This is a genomic window from Vibrio sp. (assembly GCF_984391705.1).
This window is the reverse complement of sequence record NZ_CFHWOM010000056.1, coordinates 1-20,009: the sequence shown is the minus strand read 5'-3', so window position 1 is coordinate 20,009 and position 20,009 is coordinate 1. Positions and strand designations below refer to the sequence as shown.

Here is a 20,009-nt window from a genome sequence, read left to right as displayed (position 1 = left end):
ACCATTTCCTCTGCAGGAACGATGTCTGTTGCTGGATTGAAGCCGCTAAGGTTCGCTAGGAAGAAACGCGCTGTGTTACGGATACGACGGTACGCATCTGCACTGCGTTTAAGGATTTCATCAGAAACCGCAACTTCACCCGTGTAGTCTGTAGAAGCAACCCATAGACGCAGAATATCTGCACCTAACTTGTTAGTGACGTCTTTTGGTGCAACAACGTTACCGATAGATTTCGACATTTTACGGCCATGGCCATCAACCACAAAGCCGTGCGTTAGCACTTGTTTGTATGGTGCTTCGTCTTTCATCGCGATAGATGAAATTAGAGAAGACTGGAACCAACCACGGTGTTGGTCAGAGCCTTCTAGGTATAGGTCAGCGCTTGCGCCGTTGTACTCTTCACGAGCATCGACCACTGAGTAGTGCGTAACACCTGAGTCGAACCATACGTCTAGTGTATCAAGCACTTTCTCGTACTTGTCTGCTTCTTCGCCTAATAGATCAGCAATTTCCAGATCCCACCAAGCTTGAATGCCTTTCTGCTCCACAAGTTGAGCAACTTTCTCTACTAGCTCAATCGTGTTTGGATGCAGTTCTGCCGTTTCTTTGTGAACGAACAGGGCAATTGGCACGCCCCAAGTACGTTGACGAGAGATACACCACTCTGGACGACCTTCAATCATGCCTTCGATGCGGCTTTGACCCCACTCTGGCATCCACTCAACACCTTTGATTGACTCTAGTGCTTTTGCACGTAGGCCTGCTTGATCCATTGATACGAACCATTGCGGTGTTGCACGGAAGATGATTGGCGTTTTGTGTCTCCAACAGTGCGGGTAGCTGTGCTCGTAAGCGTGGTGATGTAGTAGTGCGCCTTTCTCTTTTAGCGTTTCAACAACTGCATCATTAGCTTTGAATACGTGTTGCCCAGCAAATAGCTCAGTATCCGGTAGGTAAACACCGTTTGAACCCACTGGATTAGCTACTTCAAGGTTGTATTTGTTACCAACTGCGAAGTCTTCTTGACCATGGCCAGGAGCTGTGTGAACCACGCCCGTACCAGAATCAGTCGTTACGTGATCGCCAAGGATCGCTGGTACTGTGAAGTCGTAGAATGGGTGTTGAAACTGAGACAGTTCTAGATCGGCACCTTTTGCAAAACCAAGGTTATGGAAGTGCTCGATACCCGCACGATCCATCACATCTTTCGCTAGCTCAGATGCAACGATGATACGTTCTTTCGTCTCGCCTTCTACTTGGATAAGTACGTACTCTAGATCGTCACGTAGACAAACTGCGCGGTTTGCAGGCAGTGTCCAAGGTGTAGTCGTCCAGATTACGATAGAGATATCGCCTTCGCCTTCATGACCTTCGTTAAGATCAAACTTAGACAGCAGTGCTTGCGCGTCAGCCGCTTTAAAGCGAACGTCGATAGATGGTGATACTTTATCTTTGTATTCTACTTCTGCTTCAGCAAGAGCTGAGCCACAGTCAGTACACCAGTGAACAGGTTTGAAACCTTTTAGTAGGTGGCCGTTATCAGCAATCTTACCTAGTGCACGGATGATGTTTGCTTCTGTAGCAAAATCCATAGTGCGGTATGGCTTATCCCACTCACCCATGATACCTAGGCGCTTGAAGCTCTCTTTTTGACCTTCTACCTGGCCTGCCGCGTACTTACGACACTCTTCACGGAACTCTGCCGCAGAGATTTTTTGGCCTGGTTTGCCTTTTTTCTTTTCTACCATTAGTTCAATTGGTAGACCGTGACAGTCCCAGCCAGGAATGTACGGTGCATCAAAACCAGAAAGTGTTTTGGATTTAATAATAATGTCTTTAAGAATCTTGTTTAGTGCGTGACCAATGTGAATGTCGCCATTCGCGTATGGAGGGCCATCATGCAGAACGAAAGATTTTTTGCCTTTCTTCGCTTCACGGATTGCGCCGTAAAGGTCTTCTTTGTACCAACGCTTAAGCATCTCTGGCTCACGATTCGCCAGATTGCCACGCATCGGAAACCCTGTTTCAGGAAGGTTCAGGGTATCTTTATACTCACTCATCGATTCTTAATTCCGTTGTGTTGGGTGACAGTTAGACATTATGCCAAGCAGCGAACTAAACCGCTTGGTCTTTAAGCTGACGCAGCCACACCCTTGCTGCTTCAGCATCCAATTCAATTTGTTGTTTTAAAGCGTCGAAAGAGTCAAATTTATGCTCATCTCGCAGCTTATGTAAAAGTACTATTTCGAGTTGTTTGCCGTATAAATTGGCATGAAAGTCGAATAAGTGCACTTCTAATTGTTGGCGCACACCATTCACCGTAGGGCGATTACCGATGTTCGCCACACCACCGATTGGCGTATCGTCCAAACCTAACGCTTGAACAACATACACGCCAGATACAGGTGAAACGTTACGTTTCAGTGGTATATTCGCCGTAGGGAACCCAATAGTTCGACCTAACTTACGACCGTGAGACACACGGCCACTGATACTATAATCACGCCCTAACATTTTAGCAGCCGCATCAAGCTTATCTTGCGCTAATGCTTCACGAATCGCTGTGCTACTCACTCGCAGTTTCTGTAAGCAAAAGCTTTGGGTACTCACAACCTCAAAGCCAAACTTTTTACCCGCGGCTTGAAGCATGGCAAAGTTGCCCTTTCTTCCGCGACCAAAGCAGAAATCATCACCAACGACGAGAAACTTAACACCCAAACGCTTTACCAACAAGTCACTAATAAACTCGTCAGCCGTTTGATTAGCAAACTGATGATTAAAGTTTACGCACAGCAATCTCGCAATATCTAACTTACTCAGTTGGACAAACTTGTCACGAAGCCGAGTAAGCCGAGCTGGGGCTTTATCTTTAGCAAACAGCTCCAAAGGTTGAGGATCAAATGTCATCACAGTCGAAGGCAGCCCTAGCTGTTTTGCCTGCTGCGACACTTGGCGCAATACTTCTTGATGTCCTAAATGGACACCATCGAAGTTTCCGATCGTCAATACACACCCTGAATGGCGTGGTTGTATGTTATGAATGCCTCGGATCAATTCCATTAGAAGCTGCTAAAAACCTGTATCTGATATTTATATTGCGTGAAACCGACGGATTATATACTAATCAACCTTACTCTGTCGCTGCTTTTAAATCTTTTAAACGTACGCCCAAAATTAGCAACGTAATTAGGTAGACAACTGCGCCTAGTCCTATCAAAGCCATCAACCAGATAACTCGCTCAAGGAAGCTCCATTGCAACCATATCGCCATATCTTCAAGCTTCCATAATATAGCGGCGACCATTAACCCACCAGCAACTGTCAGTTTGGCAATAAATAACAAAGTCTTACGGGTTAATTGATAGACTCCAGCTAGATGTAATCCTCTATATAGAAGAGACATATTTACAAACGCTGAAAGCGCGGTGGCAATCGCCAACCCAACATACCCATAAAACCAAGCAAAAATAGCGTTGAATACCATGTTGGTTACCATGGCAATAATGCCGTACTTAACTGGCGTCTTGGTGTCTTGTCGCGAGTAATAGCCTGGCGCTAATACTTTAATCAACATAAAGTTAAGTAACCCCGATGCGTAAGCGATCAAAGACATTGAAGCAAACTGAACGTCTTGAGGTGTAAATTCACCACGCATGAACAAGACCATAAGCATAGGCTGAGCTAGCACTATCAAACCAAGCATGGCAGGAATGCCAAGTAGTGTAACCATGCGAACGCCCCAATCCATAGTATGCGCGAACCCATCCCCCTGTGAATCAACATGTTTACGAGACAGTGCCGGCAAGATGACCGTCGCAATAGCTATACCGAATAGCCCTAATGGAAATTCAAGTAAGCGATCTGAGTAATATAGCCAACTGATTGAGCCCGTTTGCAGAAAACTGGCAATAAAGGTATCAAACAGCAAGTTAATCTGGCTAACAGAAACACCGAACAAAGCGGGAATCATTAAGGTGCGTATTTTCACCACCCCCGGATCACGCCACCCCCATTTAGGTTTAACCATCACTCCTGCTTTAATAAGGAATGGAAGTTGGAAAAGAAACTGGACCAAGCCTCCTAAGAACACACCAATCGCAAGACCGATCTCAGGTTGACTGAGCTGAGGTGCAATAAACCAGGCGGAAAGGATAATCATCACATTGAGAAAGACTGGAGTAAACGAAGAGACCGCAAACTTTCCCATGGTATTAAGAATTGCCCCAGACAAGGCTACAAACGTAATGAACCACAGATAAGGAAAGGTAATTTTGAGCATCAAACTAGCAAGCTCAAACTTTTCAGCCGACGGCCCCCCATTCATCCAGTCAAGAAACCAACCAAAACCAAACAGTGCTGTTACCACACCAGAGCCTAAGACGCCCAATAAGGTTACAATAGAGACGATAACACCGAGTGTACCCGCCGCCTTGGCGATCAGTTGACGTGTTTTATCCATATCGCCGCTGGCGTGGTATTCAGTCAATACGGGAACAAAGGCTTGAGAAAAGGCCCCTTCAGCGAACAGTCGACGTAAAAAGTTAGGAATTTTATTGGCAAAGAAGAAGACGTCGGCACTTGCACCGGCTCCCATCAAATTTGCAACGACGACGTCACGCACTAAGCCAAGCACGCGTGAAATCAAAGTCATAGCACTGACAATCATGCCTGACTTTAGGAGACGTTTACTCACAATTACCTCGGAAACTGACGAATACTTATAATAATGCTGCAATCTTAATTCACGAATAACTCGCCAAGAGCAGATTAGTATTAGCATTGAAAAAAAAATACTGATAGAATCCCCGCCATCTTAACCGTGAAGACCCTTCTAATCCAAAATTTGTTTGGCTTCGATTGGTTTTTGCACAAATTATTTGACATTTAAGCGCAAATGAGGGATAGTCCTCGCCCTTAAATTGTCACCGAACTAAGTTTTTGGGAGTTAGACCCTTGGCAAATAGTAAATCTGCTAAGAAGCGCGCTATCCAAGCTGAGAAACGTCGTCAGCACAATGCTAGCCGTCGCTCAATGATGCGTACTTACATGAAGAAAACTGTTGCTGCTATCGAAGCAGGCGACAAAGAAGCTGCAACTGCTGCATTCGCTGTAGTTACACCAATCCTAGACCGCATGGCGACTAAAGGCCTTATTCACAAGAATAAAGCAGCTCGTCATAAGTCTCGCTTCTCTGCTGCAATCAAAGCTCTATAATAGAACTCTGATTTCCCAGTGAAGAAAAAAACCGGCTAGCGCCGGTTTTTTTATATCTGAAATACGCAAAAAAGAGGCCTTAGCCTCCTTTTCTATTGTTGTTGCTCGCTACAGTACAAACTATGCAATAGCTGAATCATCAATTTCACTTCTTCACTACTTAGAGTGTAATACACTGTTTGCGCTTCTTTACGAGTATTTACTAACCCATCACGCCTTAACCAAGCCAAATGTTGAGAAAGTGCCGACTGGCTCAACTCGAGCTTATGACAAAGCTCTCCAACTGATAATTCATTATTATGCAGTAAGCATAGTATTTGTAATCTTCGCTCGTTAGCCATAGCTTTGAGCAGCACAACTGCTTTGGCGGAGTTTTGTTCCATCTCTTGTAAATTCATCGGCCAGCACCTCTTGAAGCTAACTGTAATTCGCCAATAATATGCATATGACCACTGGTTCAAATGGCACTAATAGCACATATGACTTGCTTCGTTAATCACGCTAAAATTTAATATTGACGATAGTAATCGATTTGTAACAAGTAATCTATTTGTTATAAATGAAAACATTACTTAAAGAGAGATATAAAATCTGCATCACATACATTCTTTACTGCAGGGTGCTGAATCATTCGCTCAGCAAATATAACGTAATACTCCTCTTTCAACTCATCAATATGCCCAATTAACTGTAACGGAAGATCACTTTCCACTTCAGAAACGTAAAGTGAAGGGGCTAAGAAGATGACATCGTGGTGGTATCGAGCAAAAGATTTCATTAAAGCGACATCATCAAACTCACCAAGGATATTAGGCTGCAAGCCCTGTCTATCAAACCACTGTAAAACCTTTCTTCCCATAGCAGTTCGACTACCAGGAATAAGCAGTTTACGTTGTTCTAATATTGCAGGAAAACTCACTTTATCTACGTTGCCAGAGCAGAAGAAGCTCATGTTACATTCACCCAACTTCTTACTATATAGCCCAGGACTTTGGCTTGAATCGACAGGACAATCCGACAAAATCATATCAAGCTTGTGTTGAGATAATTGCTCTAACAACATTTCGTGGGTTGATTCAAAGCATCTTAAATGGATGCTGTTATCAGGCGGAACGGTTGTCATAAGTATCTTACTGACTAAACGCTTTGACAGGGCGTCAGCAACACCGACATCGAAAAGAATATTTGAACGTTGGCTATAGTTTACGATATCAAGCATTTCATAACTTAAGCCAAACATTCTATCGGCATATTTAAATACCAGCTGCCCCAACTCCGTTGGCTCAATACTTCGGCCATTGCGCTTCGTTAACTTCCCATCCATTCGTTCTTCAAGCGCTTTAATTTGGCCAGTCACTGTTTGTGGGGTGAGAAATAAAGCGTCAGCAGCTTTGGTTACAGAACCTTGCTTGCAGACCATCCAAAAGTAATAAAGATGGTTGTAGTTGAGATGGGACATACGGTTAACTCGAAGCTTATGAGATTGTTATGGTTATAGCAGAACCCCTCAATGACAACAATAGTTCGATAAAAACGAACTTATCAAAGATTAAAATAAGTTTTGCCGATAATTTAAAATTTATTTATGACATCCAACTGTCATAAAAGCGCAGTCACACTCTCACTACGTGGGATTTTTTGATAAAAATGCGATTAGTCCCCCACAATAAAAATAGAACAAATAGTTATTTAAAAACAAAAACTTAAATGCATTGTAAAACTTAAAATACACCTTACAAATGGCACCTAGCGCAAAAAAAGTTTTATTACACATAACTGTAATATTACTGAAATATTTCCCCTCTAACATCGCCCTCAGTTTCAACAACAGACCAAAACAAGACATTAACGGTCCACGGAGAAAAATTATGAACCAAGCTACTACTACAGCAGCACCAATCTCGAGCACCGCTCGCTGGTTACGCTGGGCTAACTTGGCATTCATGTTGTACCTACTACTTCTAGCAGTATCTATGGTAGGCAGCGGTTTTAAATGGGCAACTGGCGATCAAGCTAAAGTTCTTTTTGAATTCGCGTCTCACCCTGTAGCAGGTCTAATGATCGGTCTAGTCGCAACTGCACTAATCCAATCTTCAAGTACAGTAACTTCAATCATCGTGGGCCTAGTGGCCGGCGGTCTTCCGGTGGAAACGGCAATCCCTATGGTAATGGGTGCAAACATCGGTACTACAGTAACGAATACTCTGGTTTCTCTAGGGCACGTTCGTTGTAAGGAAGAGTTTAAACGCGCCTTTGCAAGTGCGACTATCCACGACTTCTTCAACCTGTTAGCGGTAGCTATCTTCCTACCTCTAGAAATGATGTTCGGCATTCTTGATAAGATCTCACACTGGTTGGTATCTCCATTCCTAGCAACAGGTGATATGAGCATCAAAGGCCTAAACTTCATCAAGCCAATCACTAAGCCTGTTGTAAGTGCAATTAAAGAGCCTCTAGCAACATTTGGTGATCAAGTTGGTGGTGTGCTACTTATCGTTCTGGGTATTGCAACAATCTTCGTTGCTATCACAGTGATGGGTAAACTAATGAAGAGCCTAATGGTTGGCCGTGCTCGCGAGATTCTAAAGAACGCTATTGGTCGTGGCCCAATCCACGGTATCGTATCAGGCTCAATCGTTACTGTTCTTGTTCAGTCATCTTCGACAACAACAAGTCTAATGGTTCCACTAGTAGGCTCAGGTGTTCTAAAAGTACGTGATGTTTACCCGTTCACTCTTGGTGCAAACATCGGTACATGTATTACCGCGCTACTTGCAGCAACAGCAGTATCTGGTGAGTTTGCAGTATTCGCACTGCAGATTGCTTTGGTTCATCTAGTATTCAACATCATGGCAACAGTGTTTATCTTCGGTATTCCGTTCTTACGTGAACTACCAGTGAAAGGTGCTGATTTTATCTCTGATATGGCAGTGAAGAATAAAGCCGTTGTCGCAGGTTACCTATTAGCAGTGTTCGTCGCTCTACCTGGTACTATCCTAGCGCTAACAACTTAATATATAGATCATCGCTTATAGAAAAGCCCGCAACCTTAGTTGCGGGCTTTTTTTTCATTTGACCAAAGCGTTTCAAAAGCTTATTGAGATTCCCTGCTCATTCCGATTTTGCTCTATGAAATGACCTCTCTTCCATGTAAGCCTTTCACGACGACGCAGTACTTAGAATATGGAACAAACAACTTGGAGAGCCCTCAAAGGGAGTGGATAGCTTATAGCGGCTCCCTACTCGCTTATTCGTCACTCTATGAGATGATAGGCTTACTTCCCTTCAAAGGATGGAGACCTATCTAAATTCTCGAAACACTGATAGAACACACTCTGTAGAGCACAAGCCTTCTCCATCAGCCACAAAAAAGCCGCCTATCTAAGGCGGCTTTTCAATCACAACGAATTGTTACACTGAGAACGGATACTTAATTGCTTCGTGGTGTTCGTAACCTTCCACCCAAAAATCATCCAATGTTACCCAAGTTTCTAAATCCTCAAGAGACTTGATTTCAGGGTTAATATGGAAAGTAGGAGCTTTCAGAGGTTCACGTTTCAGCTGAACATCACGCATCAGCTCGAGCTGATCTTCATAAATATGTGCATTCACAATTTTATGATATGCCTGCCCAGCTTTCTTACCCGTAATCTGGGCCATAATTGCTAAGAACACGTAGACTTGAACCATATTGAAGTTGAGGCCCAAGGGCACATCACAAGAGCGCTGAGTACTGTTTAAGTAGAGAGTATCGCCAAGCAATGAAAAGTGATGACTGTACATGCACGGACGCAAACACCCCATATGAAACTCACCTGGGTTATAAAAATTAAGTATTTCACCTCGGTCATCAACACCACGAGTCAAATCATCGACAATCTTACGTAGCTGGTCGATATGACCGCCATCAGGCTTGGCCCATGCTCGCCCTTGAACGCCATAAACGCGGCCCATATCATCCTCACCTTTACGATAAGGGTTATTCAGCCACGCTTCATTGAGATTTGCGTTTGCATCCCATGTTTTAGTGCCTAGTTTGCGAAAATCATCAGCGTTGTCATAACCGCGAATGTAACCGAGCAACTCCGCGACCGCGGCTTTCCAGAAGCTCTTACGAGTTGTAACTAAAGGGAATTGATTATTGGCGACATCATAAGTGAGATCTGCATTGATCACCGTTAAGCATCGTTTGCCCGTACGTTCGTTCTCAACCCACTCACCTTGGTCAACAATTCGCTGACAGAGTTCTAAATACTGTTTCACGCCAATTCCTTACTTCGTCTGTTGTGGCAATTCATCTTTGTAGTGACCACGTTTGTATGCCCAAGCGACCATAAGACCGCCAATGATCACCATAGGTAGAGATAGGATTTGTCCCATAGAGATAAAACCGCCAAACAAACCTAAATGAGCATCTGGTTCACGCACGTATTCAACTAAGAAACGGAATGTACCATATCCAGCTAAGAATAGCCCTGATACCGCCCCAAGAGGACGAGGTTTCTTAATAAACCAGTTCAAAATGAAGAACAATACAATGCCTTCCAGGAACATCTCGTACAACTGAGAAGGATGACGAGGAAGTGGACCACCATTAGGGAAAACAAAGGCCCAAGGCACGTCAGTAACGCGCCCCCAAAGTTCACTGTTCATAAAATTGCCAAGACGTCCCATCCCTAGACCAAATGGCACTAATGGCGCTATAAAATCAGCCACACCAAAGAAAGTTCGACCATTTTTCTTGGCATACCAGAACATCGCTGTAATCACACCAAGCAAGCCACCATGAAACGACATGCCCCCCGTCCAAACTTTGAATAGGTACAGCGGGTCTTGCAAGAATAAATCAAAATTGTAGAACAGTACGTAACCTACACGGCCACCAATTACCACCCCTAAAAAACCGGCAAATAACAAATCAGAAACTTGCTCACGCGTCCATCCACTATCTGGCTTATCTGCACGACGATTCGCTAGCCAAAGAGCAAAAGCAAAACCAACTAGGTACATTAAACCGTACCAACGAATCGACAATGGACCAATAGACACTAGGACAGGATCTATATTAGGAAATGAAAGGTATCCCTGAGACATAGGATTATTACTCTTTAGATATTCAAAATTAAGATAGGTATAGATGAGAGTACATCACAGTAACATAGTTCCTGCGACAAACATCAAAAATAGCGCAAAGATCTTCTTTAGCCTAGCGGTTGGCATAGTAGAAGCGAGTCGAGCGCCAAAGCGCGTGGTTAGCATTGAAGTGGCTGTAATACCAATTAACGCTGGTAAGTAAACATAACCTAGGCTGTATTCTGGCAATAATTCAGCCTTATAGCCATGCATGATAAAACCTAACATCCCTGATAACGCAATAAAACATCCGCAAACAGACGAAGAGCCCACCGCTTTGCGCATTTCGATACCATGACGATTCAAAAATGGTACAGACAGAGAGCCTCCCCCAATTCCAGCGAGGCTAGACACCATTCCGATACCTGTACCAATTGCGACAGTCATCGTGCTACTCGGCATGTGTCGATGCTTCTTACCACGAATAGAGAAAAGCATCTGGATAGAAAGCAATAATACAATCACACCAAACACTTTTGGTAGATAGTGAGCCGGAATCCATTCAGCGACATTCGCGCCCAAAAAGCCTCCCACTACAACACCTGGCATTAACCACTTCACAACAAACATATCTACGTTGCCTAACTTAAAGTGGTTATAAGCGGAAGAACCAGACGTAACGATGATTGAAGCAAGAGATGTCGCCAGTGCCATTTGCATAGCGATACTTGGCTCAATACCCGCCATAGGTAGCAAGAACATCAGTGCAGGTACCACAATCAAACCACCACCAATGCCCAGTAGACCAGCCATAAGGCCAACAAAGCTCCCTAGTAGTAGTAATGAAGCTAATAATTCTACGCTTGCCATTATACCTATCGTTTACCTGCACGGATAAAGCCTGCGAAGCCTTTATCCTCAAAGAAAGTTTGCATCATATTATAAATATCATTGCCATAAGGTTGCATCAGCGCTTTGTCAGCAAGTTGCTTCAATTCTTGGCTATCGGTATGACGCAGAAGATATTTTACCTTCGCTACGTTTGAGGTATTCATACTCAAACTGTGATAACCCAAGCCAACCATCAATAGAGCCCCAATAGGGTCACCAGCAAGCTCACCACAAATACATACTGGCAATTCCAGCTGCTGGCACATTTGCTGGATATGATTCAACGCCATGATTACCGCGGGATGCATTGACTCATAGACGTCGGAAACTCGGGCATTGTTGCGATCTACGGCAAGTAAGTATTGAGTTAAGTCGTTAGTACCGATCGAAACAAAATCAACTTTCTCGGCAATAAGTGGCAGAAGGTAAATCATTGATGGCACTTCAATCATTACCCCTATCTTTGGCATTTTAATTCGTTCATCTAGCTCTGAGACTTCTTGATACGCTCGCTCAATCAATTCAATCGCACTATCTAATTCCTGTGCACCCGACACCATGGGTAATAAGATACTCAAGTTCTGACTCTGAGCGCTTGCCTTCATCATCGCTCGAATCTGCATCAAAAAGATATCTGGATGATCGAGTGTAAAGCGAATGCCTCGCCACCCTAAAAATGGGTTGTCTTCTTCAATCGGTAGATAAGGAAGCGCTTTATCCCCTCCCACATCCAACGTACGCATCACAACGCGTTTATCAGGGTAAGTATTTAAAACCGATTGATATTGTTGCGTTTGCTCTTCTTCGGAAGGGAAGCGATGTTGGAGTAAAAAAGAGATCTCGGTGCGGTATAGTCCTACCCCATCAACCCCTTGGTTTACGGCAATATTCGCATCAGCACTCAGACCTGCATTAAGCATAATTTCTATGCGTTGACCATCACTAGTACAGGCAGGTTCTAGAATGCGCTGATTCACCATTGTCGAGAGCTCTCGCTCTTCGTTAACTAACGCTTTGTACGCTCTTAGCAACTGCCGACTAGGAGAGATCAGTATCTTACCGCTGTACCCATCAACAACACCTTGTTTACCGCTAACAGTTTTGAGGTTTACATTCGCTCCCATGACAGCGGGAATCCCCATCGCTCTAGATAAAATCGCCGCATGGGAGTTTGCTGCGCCTTCAATAGACACGACCGCAAGAAGTTTGTCTTTAGGAATAGAAGCTAATATTGTTGCCGTGAGCTCCCTTACGACCAAGATGACGGGATTATCTAATCTAGGTTGTTCTTTCTCTGCATTATGAAGGAAGTAAAGAAGACGCTGTCCGAGCTCGCGAATATCTTGCGCTCTTTCACGTAGATAAACATCAGACATACGCGCAAATCGGTTGGAGTAGCTTTCTACCACTTGGCGCAACGCCCAGTCTGCGCGATCCCCTTTTTGGATTTGCGCTTTAAGATCCTTACGAAGCATAGGATCATTAAGCAAGTGGGTAAAAAGATCGAAGATTGCCAACGCATCTTTGTTAATTTCACTATCAAGCTTTTTCCGCATCCGGCGAAAATCACTTAATGCCGCTTCGATCGCCAGCAACAGTAACTCTTGTTCTCTGTCGATATCCAAAGTAGACGCTGGATAGACATCCGTAAGCTCTGGTTGCGTATCATCCAACCAAAACTCACCGATTGCCACACCAGTCGATGCAGGAACGCCTTTTATAGCAAACTGTTTTTTCTCTAGACGCCACTGCCCTTGAGTCTGAGCATGAGCAATGATCACAGCCAACTGAGCCGCTAAAGTGACGAGAAAAGACTCTTCCATTTCATCAAACTGACGCGGCGCTTTTTGCTGGACAACGAGCACGCCGAGAACTTGCTTACGATGGATAATAGGCGTACCAAGAAAGCTGTGGTAGACCTCTTCGCCTAGTTCTGAGAAGTATTTGAAATTAGGGTGTTTTGAAGCTTCAGCAACGTTGAGAGGCTCTGCACTGCGTTTGACCAGGCCGACAAGTCCCTCGTTAAACCCGATGCGTATTCTGTCTCCTTTAAACCTCAGACCTTGAGTTGCCATTAGTTCAAGGCGCTGCATCTCTTCATTCGCAAGATAGACTGTACAACATTCAGTACTCATCGCACTGCATGTCTGCTTAACCAAGATATCCAAAGCCTGATGTACATCTTCGACTTTGGAAACCTGTTCAACTATTTCCCTTAGTTGAGAAAGCATCTCTATCCTCTTCTATGCTTGCGTTTACTCTTGCTTCTACGCTCTTTGAATGGCATTGCCATCGATGCAAACTCTTTCATCGCTCGACGATATACGTCGCGCTTAAAAGAAACGACTTGTCGCACTGGGTACCAATAACTTACCCATCGCCAACCATCGAACTCAGGGGAACTACCGCGTAGCATATTTATTCGTGATTCATCACAATCTAATCGCAGCAGAAACCATTTCTGTTTTTGACCGATACAAACAGGCTTTGAATCCCAGCGAACAAGGCGTTTGGGTAATTTATATCTTAACCAATGACGACTTGTTGCTACGATCTTGACATCTTTTTTAGTAAGACCAACCTCTTCATACAACTCCCGATACATTGCTTGTTCAGGGGTTTCACCTTCATCAATTCCCCCTTGAGGGAACTGCCAAGAGTGTTGTCCGTATCGTTTAGCCCAGAAGACCTGACCATGGTTGTTACAGATTACAATTCCCACATTTAAGCGGTAACCATCGCCATCTATCACTGGCCAACCTCTAATAAAATCTTTAATTACAGTGATTTTTCCACATATCCCCAATGGGAGCAAACTTACTAGTGTGACTAAGGCAGAAAATATCATCCATCACCGCCATTATGGATAACTTTTAATCAGCCAAACGTTTATACACAACACAGTGAGACATAGCCCACATTTATTCACCTTTTCTGTGTATAACTATGTGAAAAATCAAAGTGAAAGTGATCATTTGCCAGCCAACTTAGCTTCCCAACATTCATAGAAAACAAGAAACAAATAAAAAAATAATTATTTATCAACAAATTACCCAAAAAACAACAAAACCTCCCCTTCGTAAATTTTGTCAAATTTCAGCAAAAACCAGATCGGTCAAAGATCAACCAATGAGTTATTTATCCACAACGCCTCTTAGCAGATGCAATTTTACCAGCAAACTTCAAGCAAATTTTGCGCCCAAAACTACTGTTTATTCATCCATGAGCAAGAAAGCAGGCGACAAAACAAAAAACTCTTGTGGATAACTCTACAACAGACGATCTTTCACCCAAGATGATCAAACTTCACGCAGCCAACTTTCTATGAATCCGTTACAATAGTTGAGTCGTTATCAGTGCTAATCACTATGAAATCAGAACCTAAATCAGAATCAGAGCTAATTGAGCGAGCGTTATGCGTTGCTGGACTCACCTTTTCAGAGCTAGCAGAAGAAGCAGGTATGGAAGTCCCTCCCGACTTACGCCGAGACAAAGGATGGGTAGGACAATTACTGGAGTGGCATCTTGGTGCGAGCGCTGGAAGTAAGCCACAACAAGATTTTGAACAGCTAGGCATTGAACTGAAAACAATCCCGATCAGCTATACAGGCAAACCTTTGGAGACGACGTTTGTGTGCGTTGCGCCTCTCGTAGGTATCCAAGGGCTCACTTGGGAAAATAGTCACGTACGTAATAAACTATCGCGAGTGTTATGGATCCCTGTAGAGGGTGAGCGTGAAATCCCATTGGCAGAGAGACGCGTTGGCTCACCACTGATTTGGTCCCCCTCACGCGAGGAAGAGCAACGACTCAAATGTGATTGGGAAGAGCTCATGGAAATGATCGTTACTGGACAAGTAGAGCAAATTACCGCTAGGCATGGGGAAGTACTGCAGTTGCGCCCGAAAGCAGCCAATGGTCGAGTTTTAACAGAAGCTTACGGCGCTAGCGGTAAAATGATAAAAACTCGCCCTAGAGGCTTCTATTTAAGAACTCAATTCACGGCAAAGTTATTAGAGCAAAATTTCAGCTAGTGTGTCGCGAGTGATAACTCCACATCGTGATACATTGGTCCATCAACGGATCCACACTCATCATAAGCGTTGTGCAAGCGCAAATAAGCACGCTCAACTCCTAAACGAGTCAGCTCCTCCTTCACCCGTTCCAAAGATTCAAAGTGAACAGGCTCATCATCTACTTTCAATGGCTCAAGCTTGTGCTTATATTCTACAGCCAATAAATATTGAGAAAGATCCGAACAGCTGATAACAAAAACTTTTGGCGACTGGTAAGAATCTTTGTGGTAGCCATGGAGCCACTTGTCTAATTGGGTCATCTTCATAACGCACCTCCGTCATTCAATATTAGACAAAGCTGGGAAATTTGCGAAATTGTTAAGAGAGCTGATTCCTTCTCCTTAGTTAATCCCCTATATTGAGTTGATAACAAGAATGAAAGCGAGGAAGGCTCATGCAATACAACAAGTTACCTCACTCTACTCTAGAAGTGAGTCAGATAGGCTTAGGCACCATGACCTTTGGGGTGCAAAATACCGAACAAGACGCATTTAACCAATTGGACTTTGCTCTTGAACGAGGCATTAACTTTGTCGACACCGCGGAAATGTACCCAGTACCGCCAAGCCCTGAGACTCAAGGCACAACTGAACAGCATATTGGTAACTGGCTAAAACAATCAGGAAAAAGAGAAAACGTGGTGTTGGCGACGAAAGTAGCAGGCCCAAGAAATATGCCTCACATTCGCGATAATATGAAGCTCGATAGACGTAATATTCATCTCGCGATTGATGATAGTTTACGTCGACTACAAACCGATTACGTCGACCTTTATCAGATTCATTGGCCTCAGCGTCAGACTAACTGTTTTGGTCAATTAAATTACCCTTACCCGACCGAACAAGAAGAAGTCACCTTAGTGGAGACTCTTGAAGCGTTAGCAGAGCTGATTAAAGTCGGTAAAGTTAGGTATATTGGTGTATCCAACGAAACGCCTTGGGGGGTGATGACATTACTTCGGTTAGCAGAGAAGCACGCGCTACCAAGAATTGTCTCTATCCAAAACCCGTATAACTTACTCAATCGTAGCTTCGAAGTCGGGTTGTCAGAAATAAGCCACTATGAAGGTGTCCAGCTTCTCGCATACTCCCCGTTGGCTTTTGGTACTTTGAGTGGTAAGTATTTAAATGGTCAACGTCCTAAAGGGGCTCGTTGCTCCTTATTCGAGCGCTTTGTTCGTTACTTCACTCCTCAAGGAATAGAAGCAACAGCTGCTTATGTCGATCTGGCTCGCCAACACGGATTGGACCCCGCTCAAATGGCTCTAGCGTTTGTTAATCAGCGCCCGTTTGTTGCCTCAAATATTATTGGAGCAACCACAATTGATCAGCTTGAATCAAACATAAACAGTTTGGATGTCGTATTAACGAATGAATTGCTTCAAGGACTACAAGAGATTGGGACGACTTACTCCAATCCTTGTCCATAACCACCAGCTACCTAGGTAGCTGGTTGAAATAAGCTAGGGCTGGTGAAGCAAACCAGCCCTGTGGATTACGTTGGTATTCGCGCGCTTAGGACACGGCGAAGATGACGAACTCTGCGTTCAGCCGTAACGCTTTCTGGCTCACGAAGACCAACAGAACGTCCATCTTTCTCTAAGCCAATATCTCTTAACAAGTGTTCATTTTCCCAAGGAATATTAAAGCTGCTGCGTCTTACACGACGTTTCCATTCTCGCTCTTCACGACGAAGATCGGCTTTTACCAACACTGTGGCCAATTTTAGGTATACAGAATGACTCATGAGTTTTCTCCAGTTGAGTTGTAGCTGGGGAAAGGTCAACGAATCCAAGATTAAAATGAGACAAAACTTTAATTCGCTGCTCTCCGCAGCCAATTAAAATTAATTTGGATACGGACTAATTACATTACGGGTGTATTGTTGCGATCATTTGAGGCTTTTCGAGCGTGATCAGCCGCAGATGCAAAAGCACCAAGCTCAAAAGACGTACGGTTCATTTGAAGAACATTGAAATGTGTCATGGTACGCCTCCTAGCTATGTATTAATCCGATAAATTGAAGTGGGTATGAGCTCTAGCTCATGGTTAAATTCTAAACATCATGATTATAAATTCAACTAAATTATAACCAATCGTTTTAATAAAAATTTTTTAACTAGAAAATGATAAGCTCATCGACTTATACAATATTTTTATCGATACCAAATCCGTATTGCAGTGAATAATATTTTAATTTTATAAAAAAGCCGCGACATTCGTTCGCGGCTTTAATCTATAAAACAATCAGTTAAACGGTCGCATCACTAATCAAGTTATGTTTGTTTAATAGTCGATACATTGTTGCACGAGATACACCGAGCTCTTTTGCAGCCATCGACACTTGACCTGAGTGAGACTCCAGCACTAATAGCAACGCGTCTCGCTCACTACGCTCTCGAATACTCTTAAGACTGCGTTTACCATCACTACGTTTTGGTAAATCTAAATGCTGGTCATCAAGCATTACCGTATCTGACATCAATACAACGCGTTTAATTTGATTCATCAGCTCCCTAACATTACCCGGCCAATGATAACGAGTAAGAGCACGCGCAGCGTCTTCAGTAAAGCTACGAGCCTGGGCATTGTATTCTTTCGAGTATTCTTGTAAGAAATGACGTGCGAGAATCGCAATATCCCCCGCTCGCTCTTTCAAGCTTGGTACATTGATACGAAGTACATTGATGTAGTGGTATAGCTCTTCATTGAAATCGCCATCGATTAACGCTTTTTCGATATCCGCTGAATTTGCCGCAAGAATACGCACATCAACTTCTTTACGGCCATTGACTGTGTCGACTGTCCCTTCTTGTAAGAATCTCAACAAATTCACTTGTTGAGATTTTGGTAAAGTCAGTATGTCATTAAGCAAAATAGTGCCGCCATCAGCCTTTTCTAGAATGGAAGGCGCCAGCGGGTCCTCTCGGTTAATACCAAATAGATCGCTTTCAATACGACGTTCAGACATCGCACGACAATTCACCGAAATAAATTCCTTGTTCGAGCGTGAAGATGTTTTATGTACTGCACGTGCGACGGTCTCCTTACCTGTACCACTCTCCCCATAAATAAGAATACTAACGTCTGTTGGCCCAATGCGTTTAATTTGGTCACGTAAGCGCTTCATTGGAATCGAATCGCCGATCAATCCCATATCGCTATTGTTACCGTAGTGAGGCCATACTTTTTTCTCTAGTTTCAGCATTCCGAGTTGGTGACCGATAGTCCCAAGCAACTGCGCATCAGGGATTGGTGCAGTAAAGAAGTCAATACAGAAGTTTACGATGAACTGGCAAATTGTATCTGAGCTAAGTTGAGACTCACGAATAAACGCCAACCAGCGCACCTGTTTATGATTACTTACAAGATTTGCAATTCCATTGAGGCTAAACTCATCATGGCTTAAATCTACAATACCTATACAAGGTCCTGTCTCAGCAAATAATGCATCTGCCTTACGTAAATCAGCACATTGCGTGCATCTCCAGCCTACCTGTTCTAATACTGAAAGCCATGGTTCATAGGTACCTCCAACGACAATAAGAGACCCTGGAACGGAATCCATTCGGAACTGACTACCCATACGGCTTAATCCTTACTATTGATAACACAAATGCAGTGCCATAGAAGGCACATTAATCTAAATGGTTACATTATAGAGACTCAGGAAGATAATCTGTCTCAACTATAAGACTAAAGGTTGGTTCGAGTTTTTTCCAGCCATTGTGGGAGGAGTTTCAAAGAATAATTGTACTGTACAAGAGTAAATTACACTTAATTATATCGTCACAAAGCCTGTAACAATCGATGTTTACCAAACGGCAAACTCTCTATGTACCCAATAAATCAGTACCTTACGTACAAATAGTTCTAAAGTTAACATCAAACCCTTGTCTTAATTTAGAGAAAAGAAAACAAAAAAGTCACCCGAAGGTGACTTTTAAAAATTCAGACATTACCTACAAGTTATGCTTGTGGGCGCATCGCTGGGAATAGAATCACGTCACGGATTGTGTGCGTGTTAGTAAATAGCATTGCTAGGCGATCGATACCGATACCTTGACCTGCTGTTGGCGGTAGGCCGTGCTCTAGTGCAGTAATGTAGTCTGCATCGTAGTACATTGCTTCGTCATCACCTGCGTCTTTTGCATCAACCTGTGCTTTAAAGCGTGCATCTTGGTCTTCTGCGTCGTTAAGCTCAGAGAAGCCGTTTGCTACTTCACGACCACCGATAAAGAACTCGAAACGGTCAGTGAAGAATGGGTTGTCATCGCTACGACGTGCTAGTGGAGAAATATCCGCTGGGTAGCCAGTGATGAACGTTGGCTGGATTAGCTGAGGTTCAGCTGTTTCACCAAAGATCTCTTCAAGAAGCTGACCACATGTCCAGAATGTTTCTACTTCAACGTGTACAGATTTCGCGATTGCTACCATCTTCTCACGGTCTTGAAGATCCGCTTCCGTTAGCGCTTGAATTTCAGCATGCTCAGGGTTGTAGTGTTTGATTGCTTCAAACATGCTCATACGAGCGTACTTACCACCAAACTCAACCGTCTCATCACCGTAAGGCATAGATGTTGAACCTAGAACATCCATAGCAACAGTGCTTAGCATCTCTTCTGTTAGATCCATTAGATCTTTGTAGTCAGAGTACGCTTGGTAGAATTCCATCATTGTGAATTCTGGGTTGTGACGCGGTGAAAGACCTTCGTTACGGAAGTTACGGTTGATCTCGAATACACGGTCAAAACCA

Annotated in this window: 18 protein-coding genes; 4 read left to right on the top strand and 14 right to left on the bottom strand. The window is 43.6% G+C overall.

Annotated features, from left to right (window positions below; genetic code table 11):
- The 3 genes from ileS to murJ form a co-directional block, all read right to left on the bottom strand.
- Positions 1–2,060: isoleucine--tRNA ligase (ileS, locus tag AC4MRV_RS18580; RefSeq protein WP_491188802.1), on the bottom strand; the 2,060-nt coding region annotated here is incomplete at its 3' end.
- 55 nt (positions 2,061–2,115) lie between these two features.
- A complete protein-coding gene (ribF, locus tag AC4MRV_RS18575) occupies positions 2,116–3,060 on the bottom strand; it encodes a bifunctional riboflavin kinase/FAD synthetase (protein WP_491188801.1) in 945 nt (314 codons plus the stop codon).
- A 70-nt stretch (positions 3,061–3,130) separates the two neighbouring features.
- Positions 3,131–4,693 carry a murein biosynthesis integral membrane protein MurJ gene (gene murJ, locus AC4MRV_RS18570; RefSeq protein WP_491188800.1) on the bottom strand — a complete coding sequence of 521 codons (1,563 nt, stop codon included), beginning with the start codon at positions 4,691–4,693 and terminating at the stop codon, positions 3,131–3,133.
- 260 nt (positions 4,694–4,953) lie between these two features.
- Here murJ and rpsT point away from each other — a divergent pair, with 260 nt between their 5' ends.
- Complete coding sequence (rpsT, locus tag AC4MRV_RS18565; RefSeq protein WP_124937459.1) at positions 4,954–5,214, top strand: 30S ribosomal protein S20; 261 nt, start codon at positions 4,954–4,956, stop codon at positions 5,212–5,214.
- A 92-nt stretch (positions 5,215–5,306) separates the two neighbouring features.
- Here rpsT and AC4MRV_RS18560 read toward each other — a convergent pair whose 3' ends face one another.
- Together AC4MRV_RS18560 and nhaR are read right to left on the bottom strand one after the other, a co-directional pair.
- Positions 5,307–5,612, bottom strand: a complete 306-nt coding sequence (locus AC4MRV_RS18560) for an ArsR/SmtB family transcription factor (protein ID WP_491188799.1) — start codon at positions 5,610–5,612, stop codon at positions 5,307–5,309.
- Between the two features lie 170 nt (positions 5,613–5,782).
- Positions 5,783–6,673: a transcriptional activator NhaR gene (gene nhaR / locus AC4MRV_RS18555; RefSeq protein ID WP_491188798.1), complete on the bottom strand. Its 891-nt coding sequence runs from the start codon at positions 6,671–6,673 to the stop codon at positions 5,783–5,785.
- A 409-nt stretch (positions 6,674–7,082) separates the two neighbouring features.
- On the opposite strand from nhaR, the gene AC4MRV_RS18550 reads away from it, so the two are divergent.
- The gene (locus AC4MRV_RS18550; RefSeq protein WP_491188797.1) at positions 7,083–8,228 is read left to right on the top strand and encodes a Na/Pi symporter; all 1,146 of its coding nucleotides are present in this window, start codon (positions 7,083–7,085) and stop codon (positions 8,226–8,228) included.
- Between the two features lie 397 nt (positions 8,229–8,625).
- On the opposite strand, the gene AC4MRV_RS18545 is transcribed toward AC4MRV_RS18550, so the two are convergent.
- From AC4MRV_RS18545 to rppH, 5 genes are read right to left on the bottom strand one after another with little or no spacing between them, the layout of a single operon-like run.
- Entirely contained in the window at positions 8,626–9,477 is an 852-nt protein-coding gene (locus AC4MRV_RS18545) for a thymidylate synthase (protein WP_491188796.1), read from the bottom strand.
- A 9-nt stretch (positions 9,478–9,486) separates the two neighbouring features.
- Positions 9,487–10,308, bottom strand: coding sequence for a prolipoprotein diacylglyceryl transferase (gene lgt, locus AC4MRV_RS18540; RefSeq protein WP_491188795.1), 822 nt, complete (start codon positions 10,306–10,308; stop codon positions 9,487–9,489).
- A gap of 54 nt (positions 10,309–10,362) precedes the next feature.
- A complete protein-coding gene (locus AC4MRV_RS18535) occupies positions 10,363–11,157 on the bottom strand; it encodes a sulfite exporter TauE/SafE family protein (RefSeq protein WP_491188794.1) in 795 nt (264 codons plus the stop codon).
- Between the two features lie 5 nt (positions 11,158–11,162).
- The gene (ptsP, locus tag AC4MRV_RS18530; RefSeq protein WP_491188793.1) at positions 11,163–13,409 is read right to left on the bottom strand and encodes a phosphoenolpyruvate--protein phosphotransferase; all 2,247 of its coding nucleotides are present in this window, start codon (positions 13,407–13,409) and stop codon (positions 11,163–11,165) included.
- Between the two features lie 2 nt (positions 13,410–13,411).
- Positions 13,412–13,930 (bottom strand): RNA pyrophosphohydrolase, encoded by a 519-nt coding sequence (gene rppH, locus AC4MRV_RS18525; protein ID WP_491188803.1) that lies wholly within the window; start codon positions 13,928–13,930, stop codon positions 13,412–13,414.
- Between the two features lie 616 nt (positions 13,931–14,546).
- On the opposite strand from rppH, the gene mutH reads away from it, so the two are divergent.
- Positions 14,547–15,212 carry a DNA mismatch repair endonuclease MutH gene (gene mutH, locus AC4MRV_RS18520; RefSeq protein ID WP_491188792.1) on the top strand — a complete coding sequence of 222 codons (666 nt, stop codon included), beginning with the start codon at positions 14,547–14,549 and terminating at the stop codon, positions 15,210–15,212.
- Here the strand turns inward: mutH and AC4MRV_RS18515 are convergent.
- Positions 15,209–15,520 (bottom strand): DUF6482 family protein, encoded by a 312-nt coding sequence (locus AC4MRV_RS18515; RefSeq protein WP_491188791.1) that lies wholly within the window; start codon positions 15,518–15,520, stop codon positions 15,209–15,211. The two genes, mutH and AC4MRV_RS18515, sit on opposite strands and share 4 nt — an antisense overlap.
- A gap of 128 nt (positions 15,521–15,648) precedes the next feature.
- On the opposite strand from AC4MRV_RS18515, the gene AC4MRV_RS18510 reads away from it, so the two are divergent.
- Positions 15,649–16,683 (top strand): NADP(H)-dependent aldo-keto reductase, encoded by a 1,035-nt coding sequence (locus AC4MRV_RS18510; protein WP_491188790.1) that lies wholly within the window; start codon positions 15,649–15,651, stop codon positions 16,681–16,683.
- A gap of 65 nt (positions 16,684–16,748) precedes the next feature.
- Here the strand turns inward: AC4MRV_RS18510 and AC4MRV_RS18505 are convergent, their stop codons facing one another.
- The 3 genes from AC4MRV_RS18505 to AC4MRV_RS18495 all read right to left on the bottom strand — a co-directional run.
- On the bottom strand, positions 16,749–17,000 hold the full coding sequence (locus tag AC4MRV_RS18505) for a DUF1127 domain-containing protein (RefSeq protein WP_491188789.1): 252 nt from the start codon (positions 16,998–17,000) through the stop codon (positions 16,749–16,751).
- Positions 17,001–17,504: 504 nt separating this feature from the next.
- Positions 17,505–18,839: a cyclic-di-GMP-binding transcriptional regulator VpsR gene (gene vpsR / locus AC4MRV_RS18500; protein ID WP_491188788.1), complete on the bottom strand. Its 1,335-nt coding sequence runs from the start codon at positions 18,837–18,839 to the stop codon at positions 17,505–17,507.
- 383 nt (positions 18,840–19,222) lie between these two features.
- A partial coding sequence (locus AC4MRV_RS18495) for an amino acid--tRNA ligase-related protein (RefSeq protein ID WP_491188787.1) occupies positions 19,223–20,009 on the bottom strand: 787 nt, incomplete at its 5' end.